We start from the raw sequence: 17266 nt of genomic DNA on the forward strand, positions 1-17266 counted from the left end.
TACATCCGACAAGCATATCACCGGGGCAGTCATCCAAAATTCGAACGGCGTCGGGCAAAACGCGGCGTTGTCAATTTTCCACGGATGTTTTTGCCAGGTCTTTAGATCTCCCGACTCCAACGTTTCCGCCGCCATCACGCCATGTCCAATTCCGCCTCGCCCGATTCGCTCACGACACTCACGATTGCGCGTCCCGACGACTGGCATCTGCACGTGCGCGACGGCGCGATGCTCGCCGCCGTCCTGCCGCATACGGCGCGCCAGTTCGGTCGCGCGATCATCATGCCGAACCTGAAGCCGCCCGTGACGACTACGGAAATGGCCGCGGCTTATCGCGAGCGCATCCTGTCCGCGCTGCCGAAAGACGGCGCCGCCGCGCGTTTCGAGCCGCTGATGACGCTCTATCTCACCGACAACACGCCGCCTGACGAGATCCGCCGGGCGCGCGAAAGCGGCTTCGTGCACGGTGTGAAGCTCTATCCGGCGGGCGCGACGACCAATTCGGACGCGGGCGTGACGAGCCTCGGCAAATGCGCGAAGACGCTCGAAGTCATGCAGGAAACGGGCATGCCGCTGCTCATCCACGGCGAAGTGACCGATGGCGATATCGATATCTTCGATCGCGAGAAGGTGTTCATCGACCGCGTGCTGCTGCCGCTGCGCCGCGATTTCCCCGCGCTCAAGGTCGTGTTCGAGCACATTACGACGAAGGACGCCGCCGACTACGTGCGCGACGCCGAAGGTCCGGATGGCACGATCGGCGCGACCATCACCGCGCATCACCTGCTGTTCAACCGTAATGCCATTCTCGTGGGCGGCATCCGGCCGCATTACTACTGCCTGCCGGTGTTGAAGCGCGAGACGCATCGCGTGGCGCTGGTCGAGGCGGCGACTTCCGGCAACGCGCGCTTTTTCCTCGGCACGGACAGCGCGCCGCATCCGAAAGGCTTGAAAGAGCACGCGTGCGGTTGCGCGGGCTGCTACACGGCGCTCCACGCGCTTGAACTCTATACGGAAGCCTTCGATAAAGCCGGCGCGCTCGACAAACTGGAAGGTTTCGCGAGCTTTCATGGCGCGGATTTCTACGGCCTGCCGCGCAGTGCCGAGAAAGTGACGCTCGAGCGCGCATCGTGGACGCTGCCCGCCGAGTTTTCCGTCGGCGACGAAGAGGTCGTGCCGCTGCGTGGCGGGGAATCGATCGGATGGCGCTTCGTGGAGGCAAGTTGAGTGAGCGGCGCGTCGGGGGCGGCTGAAAACGGCGTTGGCCGTTTCGCGGCAATCGACTGGACGCGCCCGTGGTTACCATCGATCGAAACGCGCGGCAGGCGCTGGCAAGCCGCCGCGCTCGATAGCCCGGCGCGCTATTTGTCCGTCCTGAACGACGACGCCCATACCGCCGCGCATGTCACGGGGCGCGCTCGGCCGCTCGCGTTTATCGCGCAGGAAGCCTTGCCGGACGGGGCGTCGTATGAAGGGCATATCGCCGAAACGGGATGCGTGCCCACGCGCCATAACCTCCACGATTTTTTCAACGGCCTGATGTGGTTTGCGTATCCGCGTGTCAAGGCGGCGCTCAATGCGCGACAGGCCGAGCAGATCGAGACGCGCGGTATCGGTCCGACGCGCGGCGGCGTGCGCGATGCACTTACGCTTTTCGACGAAAACGCGGTGTTTTTCGCTTACTCGGACGCAATGCTCGCCGATGCCTTGCGCCGCTTCGACTGGCGTGCGCTCTTCATCGAGGGCCGTGCGGCGTGGGGTACGCGCTGTGAGGCGCTCATCTTCGGACACGCGTTGCTGGAGAAACTCGTTGCGCCGTACAAGGCGTGCACGGGTCACGCGTGGCTCGTGCCGGTGCCCGCTGACTACTTCTCTCTTGACGATACCGCCCGCCGCGACTTGCTCGATGAACGCGTAACGGCAAGCCTGAATGCCGGGACGATCGAAAGCCGCGCCTTCTCGCCGATACCTGTGCTTGGCGTGCCGGGCTGGTGGCAAGCAAACGAATCCCCCGAGTTTTACGACGATACGACAGTGTTTCGTTCGGGCAGAAGCAGCGCGTGAGACGTCGCGGCCAACGCAGCGCGCACGATTCGCCAGGCAAAAAGCTATTCCTCGAGATGCGGTAGACACCCGATGCTAGAATCGACCCCGCAAAGCAGGCCAGGCAGTCGCGGCTTCGACGTTTCGTGCGTCGAGGGCGAGGAAAGTCCGGACTCCACAGGGCAGGGTGATGGCTAACGGCCATCCGTGGCAACACGCGGAACAGGGCAACAGAAAGCAAACCGCCGATGGCTCCTGGCGCAAGTCGGGAGATCAGGTAAGGGTGAAACGGTGCGGTAAGAGCGCACCGCGGCCATCGTGAGACTGGCCGGCACGGTAACCTCCACCCGGAGCAATTCCAAATAGGCAGGCGCGCATCTTCGAGATGCAGGACGGTGCCCCCGTTCGTCTGCGGGTAGGAAGCTTGAGCGCGTCAGCAATGACGCGCCTAGAGGAATGACTGCCACGCGCGATCGCTTTCGGGCGTATTGCGTGCACAGAATCCGGCTTATCGGCCCGCTTTGTCGTATTCCAAAAGAAAGAGCCGGCGTCACGCGCGTGACGCCGGCTCTTTTTTGCTTGCGCGCTCGCTCAGACTTCGACGATATCGAACGAATGCGTCAGTTCCGCGGTTTTCGCCAGCATGATCGACGCCGAGCAATACTTGTCATGCGACAGGTTGATCGCGCGCTCGACGGTCGCCGGGTTCAGATTCTTGCCCGTGACCGTAAAGTGAAAGTGAATCTTCGTGAAGACCTTGGGATCTTCGCTCGCGCGATCGGCCTTGAGCGTGACGGAGCAGCCTTGAATCTCCTGGCGGCTCTTTTTCAGGATCATCACCACGTCGTAGGCGGTGCAGCCGCCGGTGCCAAGCAGCACCATTTCCATCGGACGCGGCGCGAGATTGCGTCCGCCGCCTTCGGGCGCTCCGTCCATCGTGACGATATGACCGCTGCCCGTTTCGGCCGCGAACGCCATGCCGTCCGGTCCCATCCAGCTCACTTTGCTTTCCATGCTCAGGCTCCAGCGTTCTACGTTTACGGGGGTTTCATTGTAGCGGCTCGCGGTCGTCGGGATGGCTGCGCATGCGCGCATCTACCGGTTGACGAGCAAACCTTTACGTGAGGGTATTGCCGCCGGATAACAGATTCGCGAAGTGGAGGAAGGACTCTAGCGGGGTAAATCGCTCTGGATGACCGCTGAAATCCGTTCTATCGCGATGATTTAAAAGATGAAGTTGCGCACACTGCACAGTAACCGAAATTTCACATTATGAACTCATCTTTCACGATGCAAATCTTCTTGCCTCCCCGCATGACCGTGCCTATACTCGTCTCATTGGTTGTCGCAGTTAGACACATCTACCGCGTCTCCTCCACCTCCTCCTTTGGTGGATTAAGCCCGAGCCCTCAGCGCTCGGGCTTTTTTTCGCCCACAGCGCCCATGCGGCGGGCCAATAGCGTCATCCTTTTGACCTCCGCGACTATTTCCCTTTATAATCCAAAGTTCTCTTCGTTCCACGCCCGCGAAGAGAAGTCAGGGAGAGCCTGCAGCGCGTCCTGAACGCAAGTTCTTGAACGCTCATATAAGCAGGACCGAACAAAGGTAAAGGCTGAAAACAGCCAAGGGCAGATTTAAATTTTTGGATCGATCATGAAGACGTTTTCCGCAAAAGCCCATGAGGTGACGCGTGAATGGTACGTGATTGACGCGACGGATAAGGTTCTCGGCCGTGTCGCCAGCGAAGTGGCACGCCGTCTTCGCGGCAAGCACAAGCCTGAATTCACCCCGCACGTCGACACTGGTGATTTCATAATCATCATCAACGCCGGCAAGCTGAAGGTCACGGGCAATAAAGCTACGGACAAGAAGTACTATCGTCACTCGGGCTACCCGGGCGGCATCTATGAAACGACGTTTGGCAAAATGCAAGAGCGTTTCCCGGGCCGCGCGCTCGAGAAGGCCGTGAAGGGCATGCTGCCGAAGGGTCCGCTCGGCTACGCAATGATCAAGAAGCTGAAGGTCTACGCCGAAGCAACGCATCCGCATACGGCTCAACAGCCTAAAGCGCTCGAGATCTAAGGGGAGCCCACATGATCGGTAACTGGAACTACGGTACGGGCCGCCGCAAGAGCGCCGTCGCTCGCGTCTTCATCAAGTCGGGCAAGGGCGATATCGTCGTCAATGGCAAGCCCATCGCCGACTACTTCTCGCGCGAAACCTCGCTGATGATCGTGCGTCAGCCGCTGGAACTCACGAATCACGCAAGCACGTTCGACATCAAGGTCAACGTGTCGGGCGGCGGTGAAACGGGTCAGGCAGGCGCGGTTCGCCACGGCATCACCCGCGCGCTGATGGACTACGACGCAACGCTCAAGTCGCAACTGTCGAACGCTGGCTTCGTCACCCGCGACGCGCGTGAAGTGGAACGTAAGAAGGTCGGTTTCCACAAGGCACGCCGCCGGAAGCAGTTCTCGAAGCGTTAAGCGCTTTGGCGCTTCGCCTCCGTCTTACTGGACGCGAAGTTGCCCGAAAAAGCCGCCCGCACCGCACGTGCCGGCGGCTTTTTTTGTTCTGACGCGCGCTGCGCCAAATTGTGTCGAATTTGCTTTAGCCCATTGATTTCATGGACATCGAGCACGATGTTAGGAAGAGCCCTACAATAGCGGTTAGAAGCTTAATTGGAGAATTCGAATGAGCACTGTGAGCGACACCCCCACGACCGAGATGCCTTTGCCCTTCGTCTTCACCGACGCGGCCGCGGACAAGGTCAAGCAATTGATCGATGAAGAAGGCAATCCGGAACTGAAGCTGCGCGTGTTCGTGCAGGGCGGCGGATGCTCGGGCTTCCAGTATGGTTTTACGTTCGACGAAGCCGTCAACGAAGACGACACCGTGATGGACAAGGCGGGCGTGCAATTGCTCGTCGATTCGATGAGCTATCAATATCTCGTCGGCGCGGAGATCGACTATAAGGACGACCTCAATGGCGCGCAGTTCGTGATCAAGAATCCGAACGCCACGACCACTTGCGGTTGCGGATCGTCGTTCTCGGTCTGAGTTCGGTTTAGCGGTCGAATGAAAAACGGAGCCTTCGGGCTCCGTTTTCGTTTCAGGTTTTAGTGGGCTCAGTGCGGATAGATTGCGCCGAGCACGCGTTCGCCCGCTGCGCCCGTCACGGCTGCCAGATTGCCGGGCTTGCGCGCGACGCAGCGCATTGCGAGCCACGCGAAGGCAAAAGCCTCGACCTGTTGCGGCGGCACGCCGAGCGCGTCGGTCGTCATGACGGGAACGCCCGCCACGCCGCTTTCTTCCAGCGCCTGTTGAAGCATCCTGAGCAGCACCGGATTACGCGCGCCGCCGCCGCAAACGTAGACCGCGCGGGCGTCGGATGCGTGACGCTCGATCTCGCGCGCCACCGAAGTCGCCGTCAGCGCGGCGAGCGTGGCTTGTACATCGGCGGGAGCGAGGCCCGTGAACGCCGCGAGTTTGGCGTCGAGCCATGCGGGATTGAACAAGTCGCGCCCGGTACTCTTGGGCGGTGCTTCCTGAAAGAACGGTTCGTCGAGAAACGCGTTCAAGAGAGCCTGATCGACTTGACCCGATGCCGCGAATTGTCCGCCATCGTCATAGGGTCTTTGCAGATGACGAAGCGCCCATTCGTCGAGCAGCGCATTTGCCGGGCCGCAGTCGAAGCCGCGTACCGCGCCGCTCGACGAGAGAATCGTGATGTTGCTGATACCGCCGAGATTGCAGACCACGCGCGTTTCGTTTTTCGCGCCGAAGAGCGTCGCGTGAAACGCCGGCACGAGCGGCGCGCCCTGGCCGCCGGCGGCGACATCGCGGCTGCGGAAATCTGCTATTACGTCGATGTTCGTCATTTCCGCCAGCAACGCGGGATTGTTGATCTGGCGCGTGTAACCCTTTTCCGGCCGATGCCGCACCGTCTGGCCATGCACGCCGATTGCGCGCACCTTTGTGGACGAATAGCCGCTCATGCTCTGCAATTCGTGGCAGCAAACGGCGTAGCGCGTGGCGAGCGCGTTGGCGGCGAGCGCCTCGCGTTCAAGCTCGTTGGCGCCGGGCGCTTGGAGTTCGAAAAGCGCGTCGCGCAAACCCTTCGAGAACGAGACGTGAGCCTCGCCAAGAACAACGGGCGTCTTGCCGGTCGCGAACTGCACCGCGACGCCATCGACGCCATCCATGCTCGTGCCGGACATCAAACCGAAGTACACGCCGTCCGCCGCGCCGCTTTCGATTACCTCGGTCTTTTTACCCACGCTGCTCTCCTTCGATTCGCTCGAGTCCGCTAAGCCGCGATTATCCGCGTAACTGGCCGAATCGTTAAGCGGCGTCAAAAGCCTCGCTCTGCAATTCGGGCGCGATTGCTGGCCGAAAGGGCGCGAAAGGGCACGTCATCGCGTAAAATCGTCGGCTCGAACCTGCAATTGCACTCATTTTCGCGAATGTCGCCGCGTTGTTCGGACGGCTTCGTCATCGGCGTTAGTGCCGCCCGCGACCGCTCATTTTGACCTCACAAGCCGCAAAGCATGACCACTGAATCCAACGCACCTGCCGCGCAAGCCTTTCCGATTACCGACGAAGTGCGCAACGCGCTCGCCATCGCCAAGCGCGGTTGCGACGAACTGCTGATCGAAGATGAATTCGCGCTGAAGCTCGCCAAAAGCGCGGCCACGGGCAAGCCGCTGCGCATCAAGCTCGGCCTCGATCCGACGGCGCCGGACATTCATATCGGCCATACGGTCGTGCTGAACAAGATGCGCCAGTTGCAGGACCTCGGGCATCAGGTCATTTTTCTGATCGGCGATTTCACTTCGCTGATCGGCGATCCCTCCGGCCGCAACGCCACCCGCCCGCCGCTCACACGCGAGCAGATCGAAAACAACGCAAAGACGTATTTCGAACAGGCCGCGCTCGTGCTCGACCGCGAGAAGACCGAGATTCGCTACAACAGCGAATGGTCGATGCCGCTCGGCGCCGACGGCATGATCAAGCTGGCATCGCGCTACACGGTCGCGCGAATTCTGGAACGCGAGGATTTCACCAAGCGCTTTCAGGGCGGCGTGCCCATTTCCATCCACGAGTTGCTTTACCCGCTGATGCAAGGCTACGACTCCGTCGCGCTGAACGCGGACCTCGAACTCGGCGGCACGGACCAAAAATTCAATCTGCTTGTCGGCCGCGAATTGCAAAAGCAATACGGTCAAGAGCAGCAATGTATTCTGACGATGCCGCTGCTCGAAGGTCTCGATGGCGTCGAGAAGATGTCGAAGTCGAAGCACAATTACGTTGGGATCAGCGAGAAGCCGACGGAGATGTTCGGCAAGCTGATGAGCATCTCCGACGTGCTCATGTGGCGATATTTCGAACTGCTGTCTTTCCGCAGCATCGAGGAAATCGCGGGCTTCAAGAAGGAAGCGGAAGGCGGCCGCAATCCGCGCGACTTCAAGGTGTTGCTGGCGCAGGAGATCGTCACGCGCTTTCATTCGGCGCCGGATGCCGAGCGCGCGCTCGAAGACTTCAATCATCGCGCGAAGGGCGGCGTGCCGGACGATATCCCGAGCGTCACGCTCGCGGGTGCGCCGCTCGCGATCGGTCAGTTGCTCAAGCAGGCGGGACTCGCGCCATCGACGAGCGAAGCGCTGCGTAACATCGAGCAGAACGGCGTGAAGATCGATGGCGTGACCATCACCGACAAAGGCTTGAAAGTCGAAGCGGGCGAGTTCGTCGTGCAAGTCGGCAAGCGCCGTTTTGCGCGGATCACGTTGACCGCATGATTGCGCTCATCCAGCGCGTGGCGCGCGCCGACGTGCGCGTGGGCGAGCGTGTCACGGGCGCCATCGGCGCAGGCTTGCTCGCGCTGGTCTGCGCCGAGCGCGGCGACAACGAAGCAACCGCCGACAAGCTGCTGGCGAAGATGCTTGCGTATCGAGTCTTCAGCGACGCTGCCGGCAAGTTGAATCTTTCCGTGCAGAACATGGATGGCGCGGGGCGCGCGGGCGGCGTCTTGCTGGTGTCGCAATTCACGCTTGCCGCCGATACGTCGAGCGGCTTGCGTCCGAGCTTCACGCCCGCCGCGCCGCCCGACGAAGGCAAGCGCCTCTTCGACCACTTCGTGCGCGAGGCGCGCAAGAAGCATCCGGTGGTCGAGACCGGCGAATTCGGTGCGGACATGCAGGTATCGCTCGTGAACGACGGGCCGGTCACATTCTGGCTGCAAGTGCGGCCGCAACCGGAAACGCCATGACCACTCAGGTCCTTTTCATTCGCCACGGCGAAACCGACTGGAATCGCATCAAGCGCATACAAGGGCATATCGACATTCCGCTCTCCGAGCACGGGCGTCTGCAGGCCGAGCAACTGGGCCGGCGCTTGGCGCGCGAGGGCGGGCTCGATGCGGTCTATTCGAGTGACCTGCAACGCGCGCAGCAAACGGCGCGTCCTTTCGCGGATGCGCTCGGGCTCGAACTGTGTCTTTCGAAGGGACTGCGCGAGCGCTTGTACGGCGCGTTTCAAGGTCATGACAGCGACGAGATCAGCGAGAAGTTTCCTGCGGAGTTCGTCGAGTGGCAAACGCGGGACCCGGGTTTTACGCCGCCGGGTGGCGAATCACAGCGGGTGTTTTATCACCGTGTCGTGCATGCAATGGAGCCTATCCTAGCCGCGCATCCGGGCGGGCGCATTGCGTGCGTGGCGCATGGCGGCGTGCTGGACTGCATCTATCGGTTTGCTAAGAAGCTGTCGTTGCAGGACGCTCGCGACTGGCCGTTGTTGAATTGCAGCGTCAATGTCGTGGATTACGACGGGGATGCGGCGAGGGTGGTTTTGTGGGGCGACGTTTCGCATCTGGCGACGGATACGGACGACGATGGGTTGCGAAAGCAAGCCTAACCCTCACCCCTTCGCATCCCAAAGCTCGCGAATCGGCCCTGCATCGGGCGCAGCCAGCCCGAAGTGCCGATAAGTCAGCAACGTCGCCACGCGCCCGCGCGGCGTGCGTTGCAAATACCCTTGCTGAATCAGATACGGCTCCAGCACGTCTTCGATGGTATCGCGCTCTTCGCCGATAGCCGCCGCGAGATTGTCCACGCCCACCGGGCCGCCATCGAACTTCTGCAGGATGGCTTCGAGCAGCTTGCGGTCCATCAGGTCGAAGCCGACGGGATCGACATCGAGCATCTTCAGCGCGGCATCCGCGACTTCGGCGGTAATGTTGCCGTCCGCTTTCACCTCGGCGAAATCGCGCACGCGGCGCAGCAGCCGGTTCGCGATACGCGGCGTGCCACGCGAACGCCGCGCAATCTCGAGCGCGCCCTCGGGCACGATCTCCGCCTTCAGCAACGAAGCCGAACGCGACACAATACGCGCCAGTTCGCTCGCGTTATAAAACTCGAGCCGCGACACAATGCCGAAGCGGTCGCGCAGAGGATTGGTCAACATGCCCGCGCGCGTGGTCGCGCCGACGAGCGTGAACGGCTGCAGATCCAGTTTCACGCTACGCGCGGCCGGGCCTTCGCCGATCATGATGTCGATCTGATAATCCTCCAGTGCCGGATAAAGAATTTCCTCGACGACCGGCGAGAGCCGATGAATCTCGTCGATGAACAACACGTCATTCGCTTCGAGATTGGTGAGGAGGGCAGCGAGGTCGCCCGCGCGCTCCAGCACCGGCCCTGAGGTCTGTCGCAAATTAACGCCCATTTCCCGCGCGATGATGTGCGCGAGTGTCGTCTTGCCGAGACCCGGCGGCCCGAACAGCAGTACATGATCGAGCGCTTCCGAACGGCGCTTGGCCGCCTCGATGAAAATCTCGAGCTGGCCGCGCACCTTTTCCTGGCCGACGTATTCGTCGAGCTGGCGCGGTCGCAACGCGCGCTCGAAGGCTTCTTCGTTCGGCGAGACGGGCGTGGCCGCGATGATGCGCTCAGCGGCAAGTTTGTCGGTTTCGATCATCCGTCGATTGTACAGCGAGCTTTCCCGCGATGAACCTGGCCGAACGGCCTAATGGCGCAACACACGAAACGCCCGCAGAATCAGCCTTTCGAGAGCGCCTTGAGCGCGAGCTTGATGCCCTCGGAGACGCCGGTTCCGGCAGGCACGTTCTTGATCGCGGTGAGCGCTTCTTTCTCGGAATAGCCGAGCGCAAGCAGGGCATTGAGGATGTCGGAGGCGTGATCGGACTGCGAAGCCGCGCTTGCCATTGCGCCGAGATCGGCGCCGAGCTTGCCCTTGAGTTCGAGCAGCAGACGCTCGGCCGTCTTCTTGCCGATGCCCGGGACGCGCGTGAGGCGCGCGGCGTCCTGCGTCGTCACCGTTTGCGAGAGCTCCTGCACGCTCATGCCGGAGAGCACGGCCAGCGCCATGCGCGCGCCGATGCCGCTGATCTTTAACAACTCGCGAAACGTCGAACGCTCCTGCGCGGTGAGAAATCCGTACAGCAGATGCGCGTCCTCACGCACGATCATCTGCGTGAGCAGGACGACCTTCTCGCCGGCATGCGGCAGGTTGTAGAAGGTGCTCATCGGCACGTCGATTTCGTAGCCAACGCCGCCGCAATCGACGAGCAGATGCGGCGGATTTTTTTCCAGCAGGACGCCGGCAATGCGACCGATCATATTTGCAGTAAGTATCGAGGTTGATTAGCCGATGAGACGACCGCGCCTGACGCGCAAGCCTTTTTTCGCCAGCGACGGCGCGATGGTGCCGAGCGCCGCGAGGCCGGTGCCGCCATGCGCATGGCAGATCGCCATGCCGAGCGCATCCGCTGCGTCGGTGCTGGGTACGCCTGTCAGGCCGAGCAGACGCACGACCATCTGCTGCATTTGCTCCTTGGTGGCGCGGCCATAGCCGACCACGGCTTGCTTCAATTGCAGCGCGGTGTATTCCGCGACCGGCAGGCCGCTCGCCACCATGCCGCAGATGGCCGCGCCGCGCGCCTGCCCGAGCAGCAGCGTGGACTGCGGATTCACGTTCACGAAGACTTTTTCGATCGCCGCCTGATCTGGATTGTGCTGCCCGATGAGCGTGGAAATGCCCTCGAAGATGGTGTTCAGACGCGAAGGCAAGTCTGCGTCGGCTGTCTTGATCACGCCGCTCGTCACGTAGGTGAGCGAGTGCCCGGACTTGTCGATGATGCCGAAGCCGGTCACGCGCAAGCCCGGATCGATGCCTAGAATTCTCATGTTTGCGGAAATGCGCTCCGGCGTGGCGGTCGTTCGAAATGAAATTGGCCTATTTGTGCCGCCAATCAGCAGGCAGCGCAAACAGGCCAATAATAAAGGATGCCGCAGCGATTAATGGCGGAAATGACGCGTGCCGGTGAGAATCATCGCAACATTGTGCTCGTCGGCGGCGGCGACCACTTCGTCGTCGCGCATGGAGCCGCCTGGCTGGATCACGCAGGTCGCGCCTGCATTGACCACCACGTCGAGCCCGTCGCGGAACGGGAAGAACGCGTCCGAAGCCACGGCCGAGCCGGTCAGCGTGAGACCCGCGTTCTGCGCCTTGATGCCCGCAATGCGCGCCGAATCCACGCGGCTCATCTGCCCCGCGCCGACGCCAAGCGTCATGCCGCCGCCGCAGAACACGATGGCGTTCGACTTCACGAACTTCGCCACGCGCCACGCAAACATGAGGTCGTCCATTTCCTTGGGCGTGGGGTGGCGCTTCGTCACCACGCGCAGTTCATGCGATTGCACGTTCTTCGAATCGAGCGATTGCACCAGCAGCCCGCCGCCCACGCGCTTCAGGTCGAACGCGTTATGACCGTCGCCGAGCGCGATCTGCAAGAGACGCACGTTCTGCTTGGCCGCGAACACCGCGCGCGCGGCATCGCTGAACGAAGGCGCGATCAGCACTTCGACGAACTGCTTGGCTACGGCCTGCGCCGCCGCTTCGTCCACTTCGCGATTGAACGCGATGATGCCGCCGAACGCCGACGTAGGATCGGTCTTGAACGCCTTCGAGTAGGCTTCGTGCGCGTTTGCGCCGAGCGCCACGCCACACGGATTCGCATGCTTGATGATGACGCAGGCGGGCGCGTCGAAGGTCTTCACGCATTCCCATGCCGCGTCGGAATCAGCGATGTTGTTGTACGAGAGTTCCTTGCCCTGCAACTGCTCGTAGTTAGCGAGCGCGCCAGCGGGCACCGCGAGATCGCGATAGAACGCCGCGCTCTGATGCGGATTCTCGCCGTAACGCAGATCCTGCACCTTCTCGAAAGCGACGTTGAAGGTTGCCGGATACGTATTGCGAGTTGCGTGTTGAAGCTCTTCGGTCAGACTCGTCAGATAGTTCGTGATCGCGCCATCGTATTGCGCGGTATGCGCGAACACTTTCGTGGCGAGACGGAAGTTCGTCTTGTAGGCCACGCTGTTGTGATTCGCGCGCATTTCGTCGAGCACGGTGGCGTAATCGGCCGGATCGACGATCACGGTGACATCGCGATGATTCTTCGCCGCCGAGCGCAGCATGGTCGGCCCGCCGATATCGATGTTCTCGATGGCGTCTTCCAGCGAGCACTCTTCCTTCGCCACGGTCTGCACAAACGGATACAGATTCACCACCAGCAGATCGATGGTCGGAATGTCGTGCTTCTCCAGCGCCGCCATGTGCTCCGGCAGATCGCGGCGCGCGAGAATGCCGCCGTGAACCTTGGGATGCAGCGTCTTCACGCGCCCATCGAGCATTTCCGGAAAGCCGGTGTAGTCGGCGACCTCCGTGACGGGCAAGCCCGCGTCGGCCAGCAGTTTCGCCGTGCCGCCGGTCGAGAGGAGCTTGACGCCAAGCTCCGCCAGCGATTTGGCGAAGTCGATGATGCCGGATTTGTCGGAAACGGAAATGAGCGCTTGCTTGATCATGGTGAACACTGAAACCAAAAAGGATAGCCAGGCCAGACCAGGGCGGACGCCCCGGTCCGATGAATCAAATCAGTCCGTGCTGCTGAAGCTTCTTGCGTAAGGTGTTGCGGTTGATGCCGAGATACTCGGCCGCAAGCGACTGGTTGCCGCCTGCCTGCTCGAGCACCACTTCGAGCAGCGGTTTTTCCACGCACGAAATCACCATGTCGTAGACGTCGTGCGGGTTGGAGCCGTCCAGATCCTGAAAATAATTGTCCAGGCTCTGGCGGACGCATTGTTCGATGTTATGTCTGCTCATGCGGCTTTTTGTCGGTCTATGTCGTGATGCCCGCCGCACGATTCTTCGGCAGCCGCGTCGCAGTCGTCGCCGCTCTCGTCGACATAGACCAGACGGTCGGACAACGCTTTTTGCGCGTCGAAGAATTCGTTGACCGCGAGCAATTGTTCTTTGGTCGTGTCCAGCGTATTCATCCGGTGCCGGAAGGTGTTGGCGCCGGAAAGGCCGCGAGTGTACCAGCCGATGTGCTTGCGCGCAGTCCGTACGCCCGTGAATTCCCCGTAGAAAGCGTAGTGATCTTCGAGGTGCTCGTTCATCACCTGCTGGATCTCTTCGATGAGCGGCGGCGGCAGCCGTTCGCCCGTCGTCAGAAAATGTTCGATCTCGCGAAAGAGCCACGGTCGACCCTGCGCCGCGCGGCCAATCATGATCGCGTCCGCGCCCGTCACCGTCAGCACGTGCCGCGCCTTCTCGGGCGTCGTGATGTCGCCGTTCGCGACCACCGGAATCTTCACCGCGTTCTTGACGGCCGCGATGGTTTCGTATTCGGCGTCGCCCTTATAAAGGTCCGCGCGCGTGCGGCCATGCACGGTGAGCATGGAGATGCCGGCATCTTCCGCGATCCGCGCGATATTCAGCGCGTTCTTGTTCTCGCGATTCCACCCCGTGCGAATCTTGAGCGTGACGGGCACGGCATCCGGCCCTACGCCGACGGCCTGCACCACCGTCTCGACGATACGCGCCACGAGTTCTTCGTTCTGCAAGAGCGCGGAACCCGCCGCGACGTTGCAGACCTTCTTGGCGGGACATCCCATGTTGATGTCGATGACCTGCGCGCCGTTCGCGACGTTGTGGCGCGCGGCTTCGGCCAGCATCTGCGGGTCGGCGCCCGCGATCTGAACGGAGATCGGCTCGACTTCGCCCGCGTGGTTGGCGCGCCGCATGGTCTTTTCGCTCTTCCACAACTGCGCGTTCGAAGCGACCATCTCCGACACCGCGTAGCCCGCGCCCATGCGCTTGCAGAGCTGACGGAACGGACGGTCGGTGACGCCTGCCATCGGGGCGACGAACAGGTTGTTGCGCAGAACGTGTGAACCAATGCTTGGCATGAAGGCTTGGGCGTGGCGCCGACGACATAAAGCAAGGCGCCATGAAAAGCGCCGCGCTGCGTCGAGCGTTTGCTAGTGCTGAAGGGAAACGCGTATTTTAACGCGAAGCGGGTGCTGAAATTAAGAGCAATCGCGCGCAAGTCTTTAAATCTTCTATGAAAGCGGACGAGCTCATAGAGGATAAGTCGGGCTTTGTGCTGACGAATGAGGCGGCGTCGCGTCGTGCGACGGGCCGCCGAATACAGATAGAAAGCGGATCAGCGTCTTTGCCCGAACATCATCTGACGGGCGAGCGCCGTCTTCAATGGCGGCAGGAACTCGAGCGCCGTCAAGGCAAGCCCGCGCATCGCGGCAAGCGGAGCGAAGTCCACCGTGAAGATGCGCGCGAGCGTATCGGTGGCGCCGATCGTCAGACGCCGGTCGAGCGCGCGGCGTTGAGCGAAGTGCAGAAGCGCAAGCGGACGCGCGCCATCGGCGGACAAGGCATCCGACAGCGCGCGTGCATCGCGCAAGCCCAGGTTCAGGCCTTGACCCGCGACCGGGTGCAAGGTCTGCGCCGCGTTGCCGATTGCGACCGTGCGGCGATCCACCAGCGCGTGGAGCGCGGTGAGCCCGAGCGGAAACGCCGCCCGCGACGCGATGCGCGTGAAGCGGCCCATGCGCGTACCGAAGGCATCGCCGAGTTCGGCGAGAAACGCCGAGTCGTCGAGCTGCATGCGCCGCGCGGCTTCATCGGGCGAACCGCACCAGACGAGCGAATAGTCCGCGTGACGCGCGCCGCCGCAGGGCAGCAACGCAATCGGACCTTCGCGCGTGAAGCGCTCCCATGCCACGTTCGCCTGAGGCTCCGATACGCTCACCGTACCAACGATCGCCGTTTGCGCGTAATCGCGCGCGTGCCGTTCGTTCGAGACGGCGCTCTCGCCCGAAGTCTGCTGATACAGCCCGCCTTCCGCGTTCACCAGCACGCGCACGCGGATCGTGCGTTCGCCCGCCGACGACTTGAGCGGCAAGGTGACGCCCTCGTCGTCCTGCAGCGGCGGCAGCGCGGAGGTCTCGGTGAGCCAGTCCACGTTCGTTGCGCGCACCCCGCTGGCAAGCGCACTGACGAGCGAACCGTAGCGCACCACGTAGCCCAGCTCGGGCAACTCGTGTTCGTCGTGCTCGATCAGCGTGCGGCCAAAGTGCCCGCGCTGCGACACGTGGATGCGTCGGATCGGCGTGGCATCGGCGGGAAAGCCGAGCGGCTGAAGCATCACGCGGCTGCCATGCGAGAGCGCGAGCGAACGCGGATCGCTCGCGGCGGCTTCAGGCGTGCGCGCGTCGATCAACGCGATCGACAAGCGTTGCGTGGCGCTGCGCCGCGCAAGCCAGCCCGCGAGCGCGAGCCCGACCGGCCCCGCGCCGACAATGGCGATGTCATGGTCGAAATGCCCTTCGTCGTGCACGGGCCTGGTCGTGTCGTTCATATCAGTCTTGGTTCGATTCGCGCATCAGCGCTTCGATTTCGTCGGCATCGACGGGCACTTCGCGGGTGAGTAGCTCGCAGCCATCGGGCGTGACGATGGCGTCGTCCTCGATACGAATGCCGATGTTCCAGTAGCGCTCGGGCACGTCTTCGGCGGCGCGCACGTAAAGGCCTGGTTCGATGGTGAGCGCGTTGCCCGCGGCGAGCGTGCGCCACTCGCGCGCGCCCTGCGCATCGCGCGGGCCGTCGGCGTTGCGATAGTCGCCCGCGTCATGCACGTCCATGCCGAGCCAGTGCCCCGTGCGATGCATGTAGAAGCGCGCGAAGGCGCGTTCGCCGATCACGTCATCGATAGTGCCGAACTTCGCTTTATCGAGGATGCCGGTATCGAGCAAACCTTGCGACAGCACTTTCACCGCGGCCTGATGCGGCGCGTCGAAACTGACGCCGGCGCGGGTCGCTTCGATGGCGGCGCTTTGCGCGGCCAGCACGATGTCGTAAAGCTCGCGCTGCGGCGGCGTGAACAGACCGCTTGCCGGGAAAGTGCGTGTGATGTCGGAGGCGTAGCCGTCGAGTTCGCAGGCGGCGTCGATGAGGATCAGGTCGCCATCCCGCGCGATGGCATTGCCCGCCGGATAGTGCAGCACGCAGGCATTCGCCCCCGCCGCGACGATGGAACCGTAAGCGGGCGCCTGCGCGCCGCGTCGGCGGAACGTATAGAGCAGTTCGGCTTCGATCTCGTATTCGTGCATGCCGGGACGACACGCACGCATGGCGCGCCGATGCGCTTCGGCTGAAATCGACCCGGCGCGTCGCATGATCGCGATTTCGTGCGCGTCTTTCACGAGCCGCATCTCGTCGAGCAGCGGCAGGAGATTGCGTGCCTCTTCCGGCGCGCGAACACCGCTGCGGCCTTGCGCGCGCACGGCGGCGAGCCAGCCGCGCACTTGCGCGTCCACTTCCGCCGATGCCCCGAGCGCGTAGTACAACGCGGGTCTATCCGCGATGAGACGCGGCATCTCCTCGTCGAGCGAATCGATGGCGAAGGCGGCATCGAAACCGAAGGCATCGCGCGCGGCTTCGGGGCCAAACCGAAAGCCTTCCCAGGTTTCGCGCTCGGCGTTCTTTTCGCGACAAAAGAGGATGGATGCAGGCTCGCCGTCTTGCGCGCTCGCGTTCAGCACGAGCGTCGCCTCGGGCTCGGTGAAGCCTGTCAGATAGTAGAAATAGCTGTCGTGGCGAAAGGGATAGTCGGCGTCGCGGTTACGCAAGACTTCCGGCGCGGTAGCCACGACGGCGATGCCCCCGCCTTGGGCGCGCATCGCGGCGAGCACGCGTTCGCGGCGGCCGCGATAGACGTCGACGGCGATGGGGCTGGCAAGTTCGGTGAGTGAGTTCATTCGCCGATTGTAGCGCCGGGCTTCGATGCAGGGGGACTCGGCCATTCGGCCTAGTGGTGAGTGCGGTGAGTGCGGTGAGGGTAGGGCGG

Annotated in this window: 18 protein-coding genes and 1 other RNA gene; 9 read left to right on the top strand and 10 right to left on the bottom strand. The window is 62.4% G+C overall.

Going from position 1 to position 17266, the window contains the following annotated elements:
- Positions 1-141 precede the first annotated feature (141 nt).
- From pyrC to rnpB, 3 genes are all read left to right on the top strand, one after another.
- Entirely contained in the window at positions 142-1227 is a 1086-nt protein-coding gene (pyrC, locus tag NCR98_RS01805; protein WP_250462998.1) for a dihydroorotase, read from the top strand.
- On the top strand, positions 1228-2064 hold the full coding sequence (locus NCR98_RS01810) for a DUF3025 domain-containing protein (protein ID WP_250525375.1): 837 nt from the start codon (positions 1228-1230) through the stop codon (positions 2062-2064).
- Between the two features lie 91 nt (positions 2065-2155).
- Positions 2156-2570, top strand: an RNA gene (gene rnpB / locus NCR98_RS01815) — RNase P RNA component class A.
- Positions 2571-2634: 64 nt separating this feature from the next.
- Here rnpB and NCR98_RS01820 read toward each other — a convergent pair.
- Positions 2635-3057 carry an OsmC family protein gene (locus tag NCR98_RS01820; protein ID WP_244826987.1) on the bottom strand — a complete coding sequence of 141 codons (423 nt, stop codon included), beginning with the start codon at positions 3055-3057 and terminating at the stop codon, positions 2635-2637.
- A gap of 639 nt (positions 3058-3696) precedes the next feature.
- Between NCR98_RS01820 and rplM the strand changes: the two genes are divergently transcribed.
- The 3 genes from rplM to erpA all read left to right on the top strand — a co-directional run bounded on the left by rplM (position 3697) and on the right by erpA (position 5103).
- Positions 3697-4125 carry a 50S ribosomal protein L13 gene (rplM, locus tag NCR98_RS01825; RefSeq protein WP_244826988.1) on the top strand — a complete coding sequence of 143 codons (429 nt, stop codon included), beginning with the start codon at positions 3697-3699 and terminating at the stop codon, positions 4123-4125.
- A gap of 11 nt (positions 4126-4136) precedes the next feature.
- Positions 4137-4529 (top strand): 30S ribosomal protein S9, encoded by a 393-nt coding sequence (gene rpsI, locus NCR98_RS01830; RefSeq protein WP_244826989.1) that lies wholly within the window; start codon positions 4137-4139, stop codon positions 4527-4529.
- 208 nt (positions 4530-4737) lie between these two features.
- On the top strand, positions 4738-5103 hold the full coding sequence (gene erpA / locus NCR98_RS01835) for an iron-sulfur cluster insertion protein ErpA (RefSeq protein ID WP_244826990.1): 366 nt from the start codon (positions 4738-4740) through the stop codon (positions 5101-5103).
- A gap of 68 nt (positions 5104-5171) precedes the next feature.
- Here erpA and NCR98_RS01840 read toward each other — a convergent pair whose 3' ends face one another.
- Positions 5172-6302 (bottom strand): anhydro-N-acetylmuramic acid kinase, encoded by a 1131-nt coding sequence (locus NCR98_RS01840; RefSeq protein WP_309964158.1) that lies wholly within the window; start codon positions 6300-6302, stop codon positions 5172-5174.
- A 291-nt stretch (positions 6303-6593) separates the two neighbouring features.
- Here NCR98_RS01840 and tyrS point away from each other — a divergent pair, with 291 nt between their 5' ends.
- Genes tyrS through NCR98_RS01855 form a run of 3 tightly spaced genes read left to right on the top strand, consistent with a single transcriptional unit; the run spans position 6594 to position 8955 of the window.
- Positions 6594-7841: a tyrosine--tRNA ligase gene (gene tyrS, locus NCR98_RS01845; protein WP_250525376.1), complete on the top strand. Its 1248-nt coding sequence runs from the start codon at positions 6594-6596 to the stop codon at positions 7839-7841.
- Positions 7838-8311: a D-aminoacyl-tRNA deacylase gene (gene dtd / locus NCR98_RS01850; RefSeq protein WP_250525377.1), complete on the top strand. Its 474-nt coding sequence runs from the start codon at positions 7838-7840 to the stop codon at positions 8309-8311. The genes tyrS and dtd overlap by 4 nt, the downstream gene beginning before the upstream one ends.
- On the top strand, positions 8308-8955 hold the full coding sequence (locus NCR98_RS01855; RefSeq protein ID WP_250508556.1) for a histidine phosphatase family protein: 648 nt from the start codon (positions 8308-8310) through the stop codon (positions 8953-8955). Before dtd ends, NCR98_RS01855 begins: the two co-directional genes overlap by 4 nt.
- Before the next feature lie 3 nt (positions 8956-8958).
- Here NCR98_RS01855 and ruvB read toward each other — a convergent pair whose 3' ends face one another.
- The 8 genes from ruvB to NCR98_RS01895 form a co-directional block, all read right to left on the bottom strand.
- Entirely contained in the window at positions 8959-10017 is a 1059-nt protein-coding gene (gene ruvB, locus NCR98_RS01860) for a Holliday junction branch migration DNA helicase RuvB (protein ID WP_244826994.1), read from the bottom strand.
- 80 nt (positions 10018-10097) lie between these two features.
- Positions 10098-10679, bottom strand: a complete 582-nt coding sequence (gene ruvA / locus NCR98_RS01865) for a Holliday junction branch migration protein RuvA (RefSeq protein WP_244826995.1) — start codon at positions 10677-10679, stop codon at positions 10098-10100.
- Positions 10680-10703: 24 nt separating this feature from the next.
- Positions 10704-11246, bottom strand: a complete 543-nt coding sequence (gene ruvC / locus NCR98_RS01870) for a crossover junction endodeoxyribonuclease RuvC (protein ID WP_244826996.1) — start codon at positions 11244-11246, stop codon at positions 10704-10706.
- Positions 11247-11357: 111 nt separating this feature from the next.
- Positions 11358-12923, bottom strand: coding sequence for a bifunctional phosphoribosylaminoimidazolecarboxamide formyltransferase/IMP cyclohydrolase (gene purH / locus NCR98_RS01875; RefSeq protein WP_250525378.1), 1566 nt, complete (start codon positions 12921-12923; stop codon positions 11358-11360).
- Positions 12924-12987: 64 nt separating this feature from the next.
- Positions 12988-13221, bottom strand: coding sequence for a Fis family transcriptional regulator (locus NCR98_RS01880; protein WP_040052966.1), 234 nt, complete (start codon positions 13219-13221; stop codon positions 12988-12990).
- Complete coding sequence (dusB, locus tag NCR98_RS01885; RefSeq protein WP_250491781.1) at positions 13218-14309, bottom strand: tRNA dihydrouridine synthase DusB; 1092 nt, start codon at positions 14307-14309, stop codon at positions 13218-13220. The genes NCR98_RS01880 and dusB overlap by 4 nt, the downstream gene beginning before the upstream one ends.
- Positions 14310-14566: 257 nt before the next feature.
- A complete protein-coding gene (locus NCR98_RS01890) occupies positions 14567-15778 on the bottom strand; it encodes a UbiH/UbiF/VisC/COQ6 family ubiquinone biosynthesis hydroxylase (protein WP_250525379.1) in 1212 nt (403 codons plus the stop codon).
- Position 15779: 1 nt separating this feature from the next.
- Positions 15780-17177 carry an aminopeptidase P N-terminal domain-containing protein gene (locus tag NCR98_RS01895; RefSeq protein WP_250508558.1) on the bottom strand — a complete coding sequence of 466 codons (1398 nt, stop codon included), beginning with the start codon at positions 17175-17177 and terminating at the stop codon, positions 15780-15782.
- Positions 17178-17266: the final 89 nt, after the last annotated feature.

The organism is Caballeronia sp. GAWG2-1, assembly GCF_023631405.1.
GTDB lineage: Bacteria > Pseudomonadota > Gammaproteobacteria > Burkholderiales > Burkholderiaceae > Caballeronia.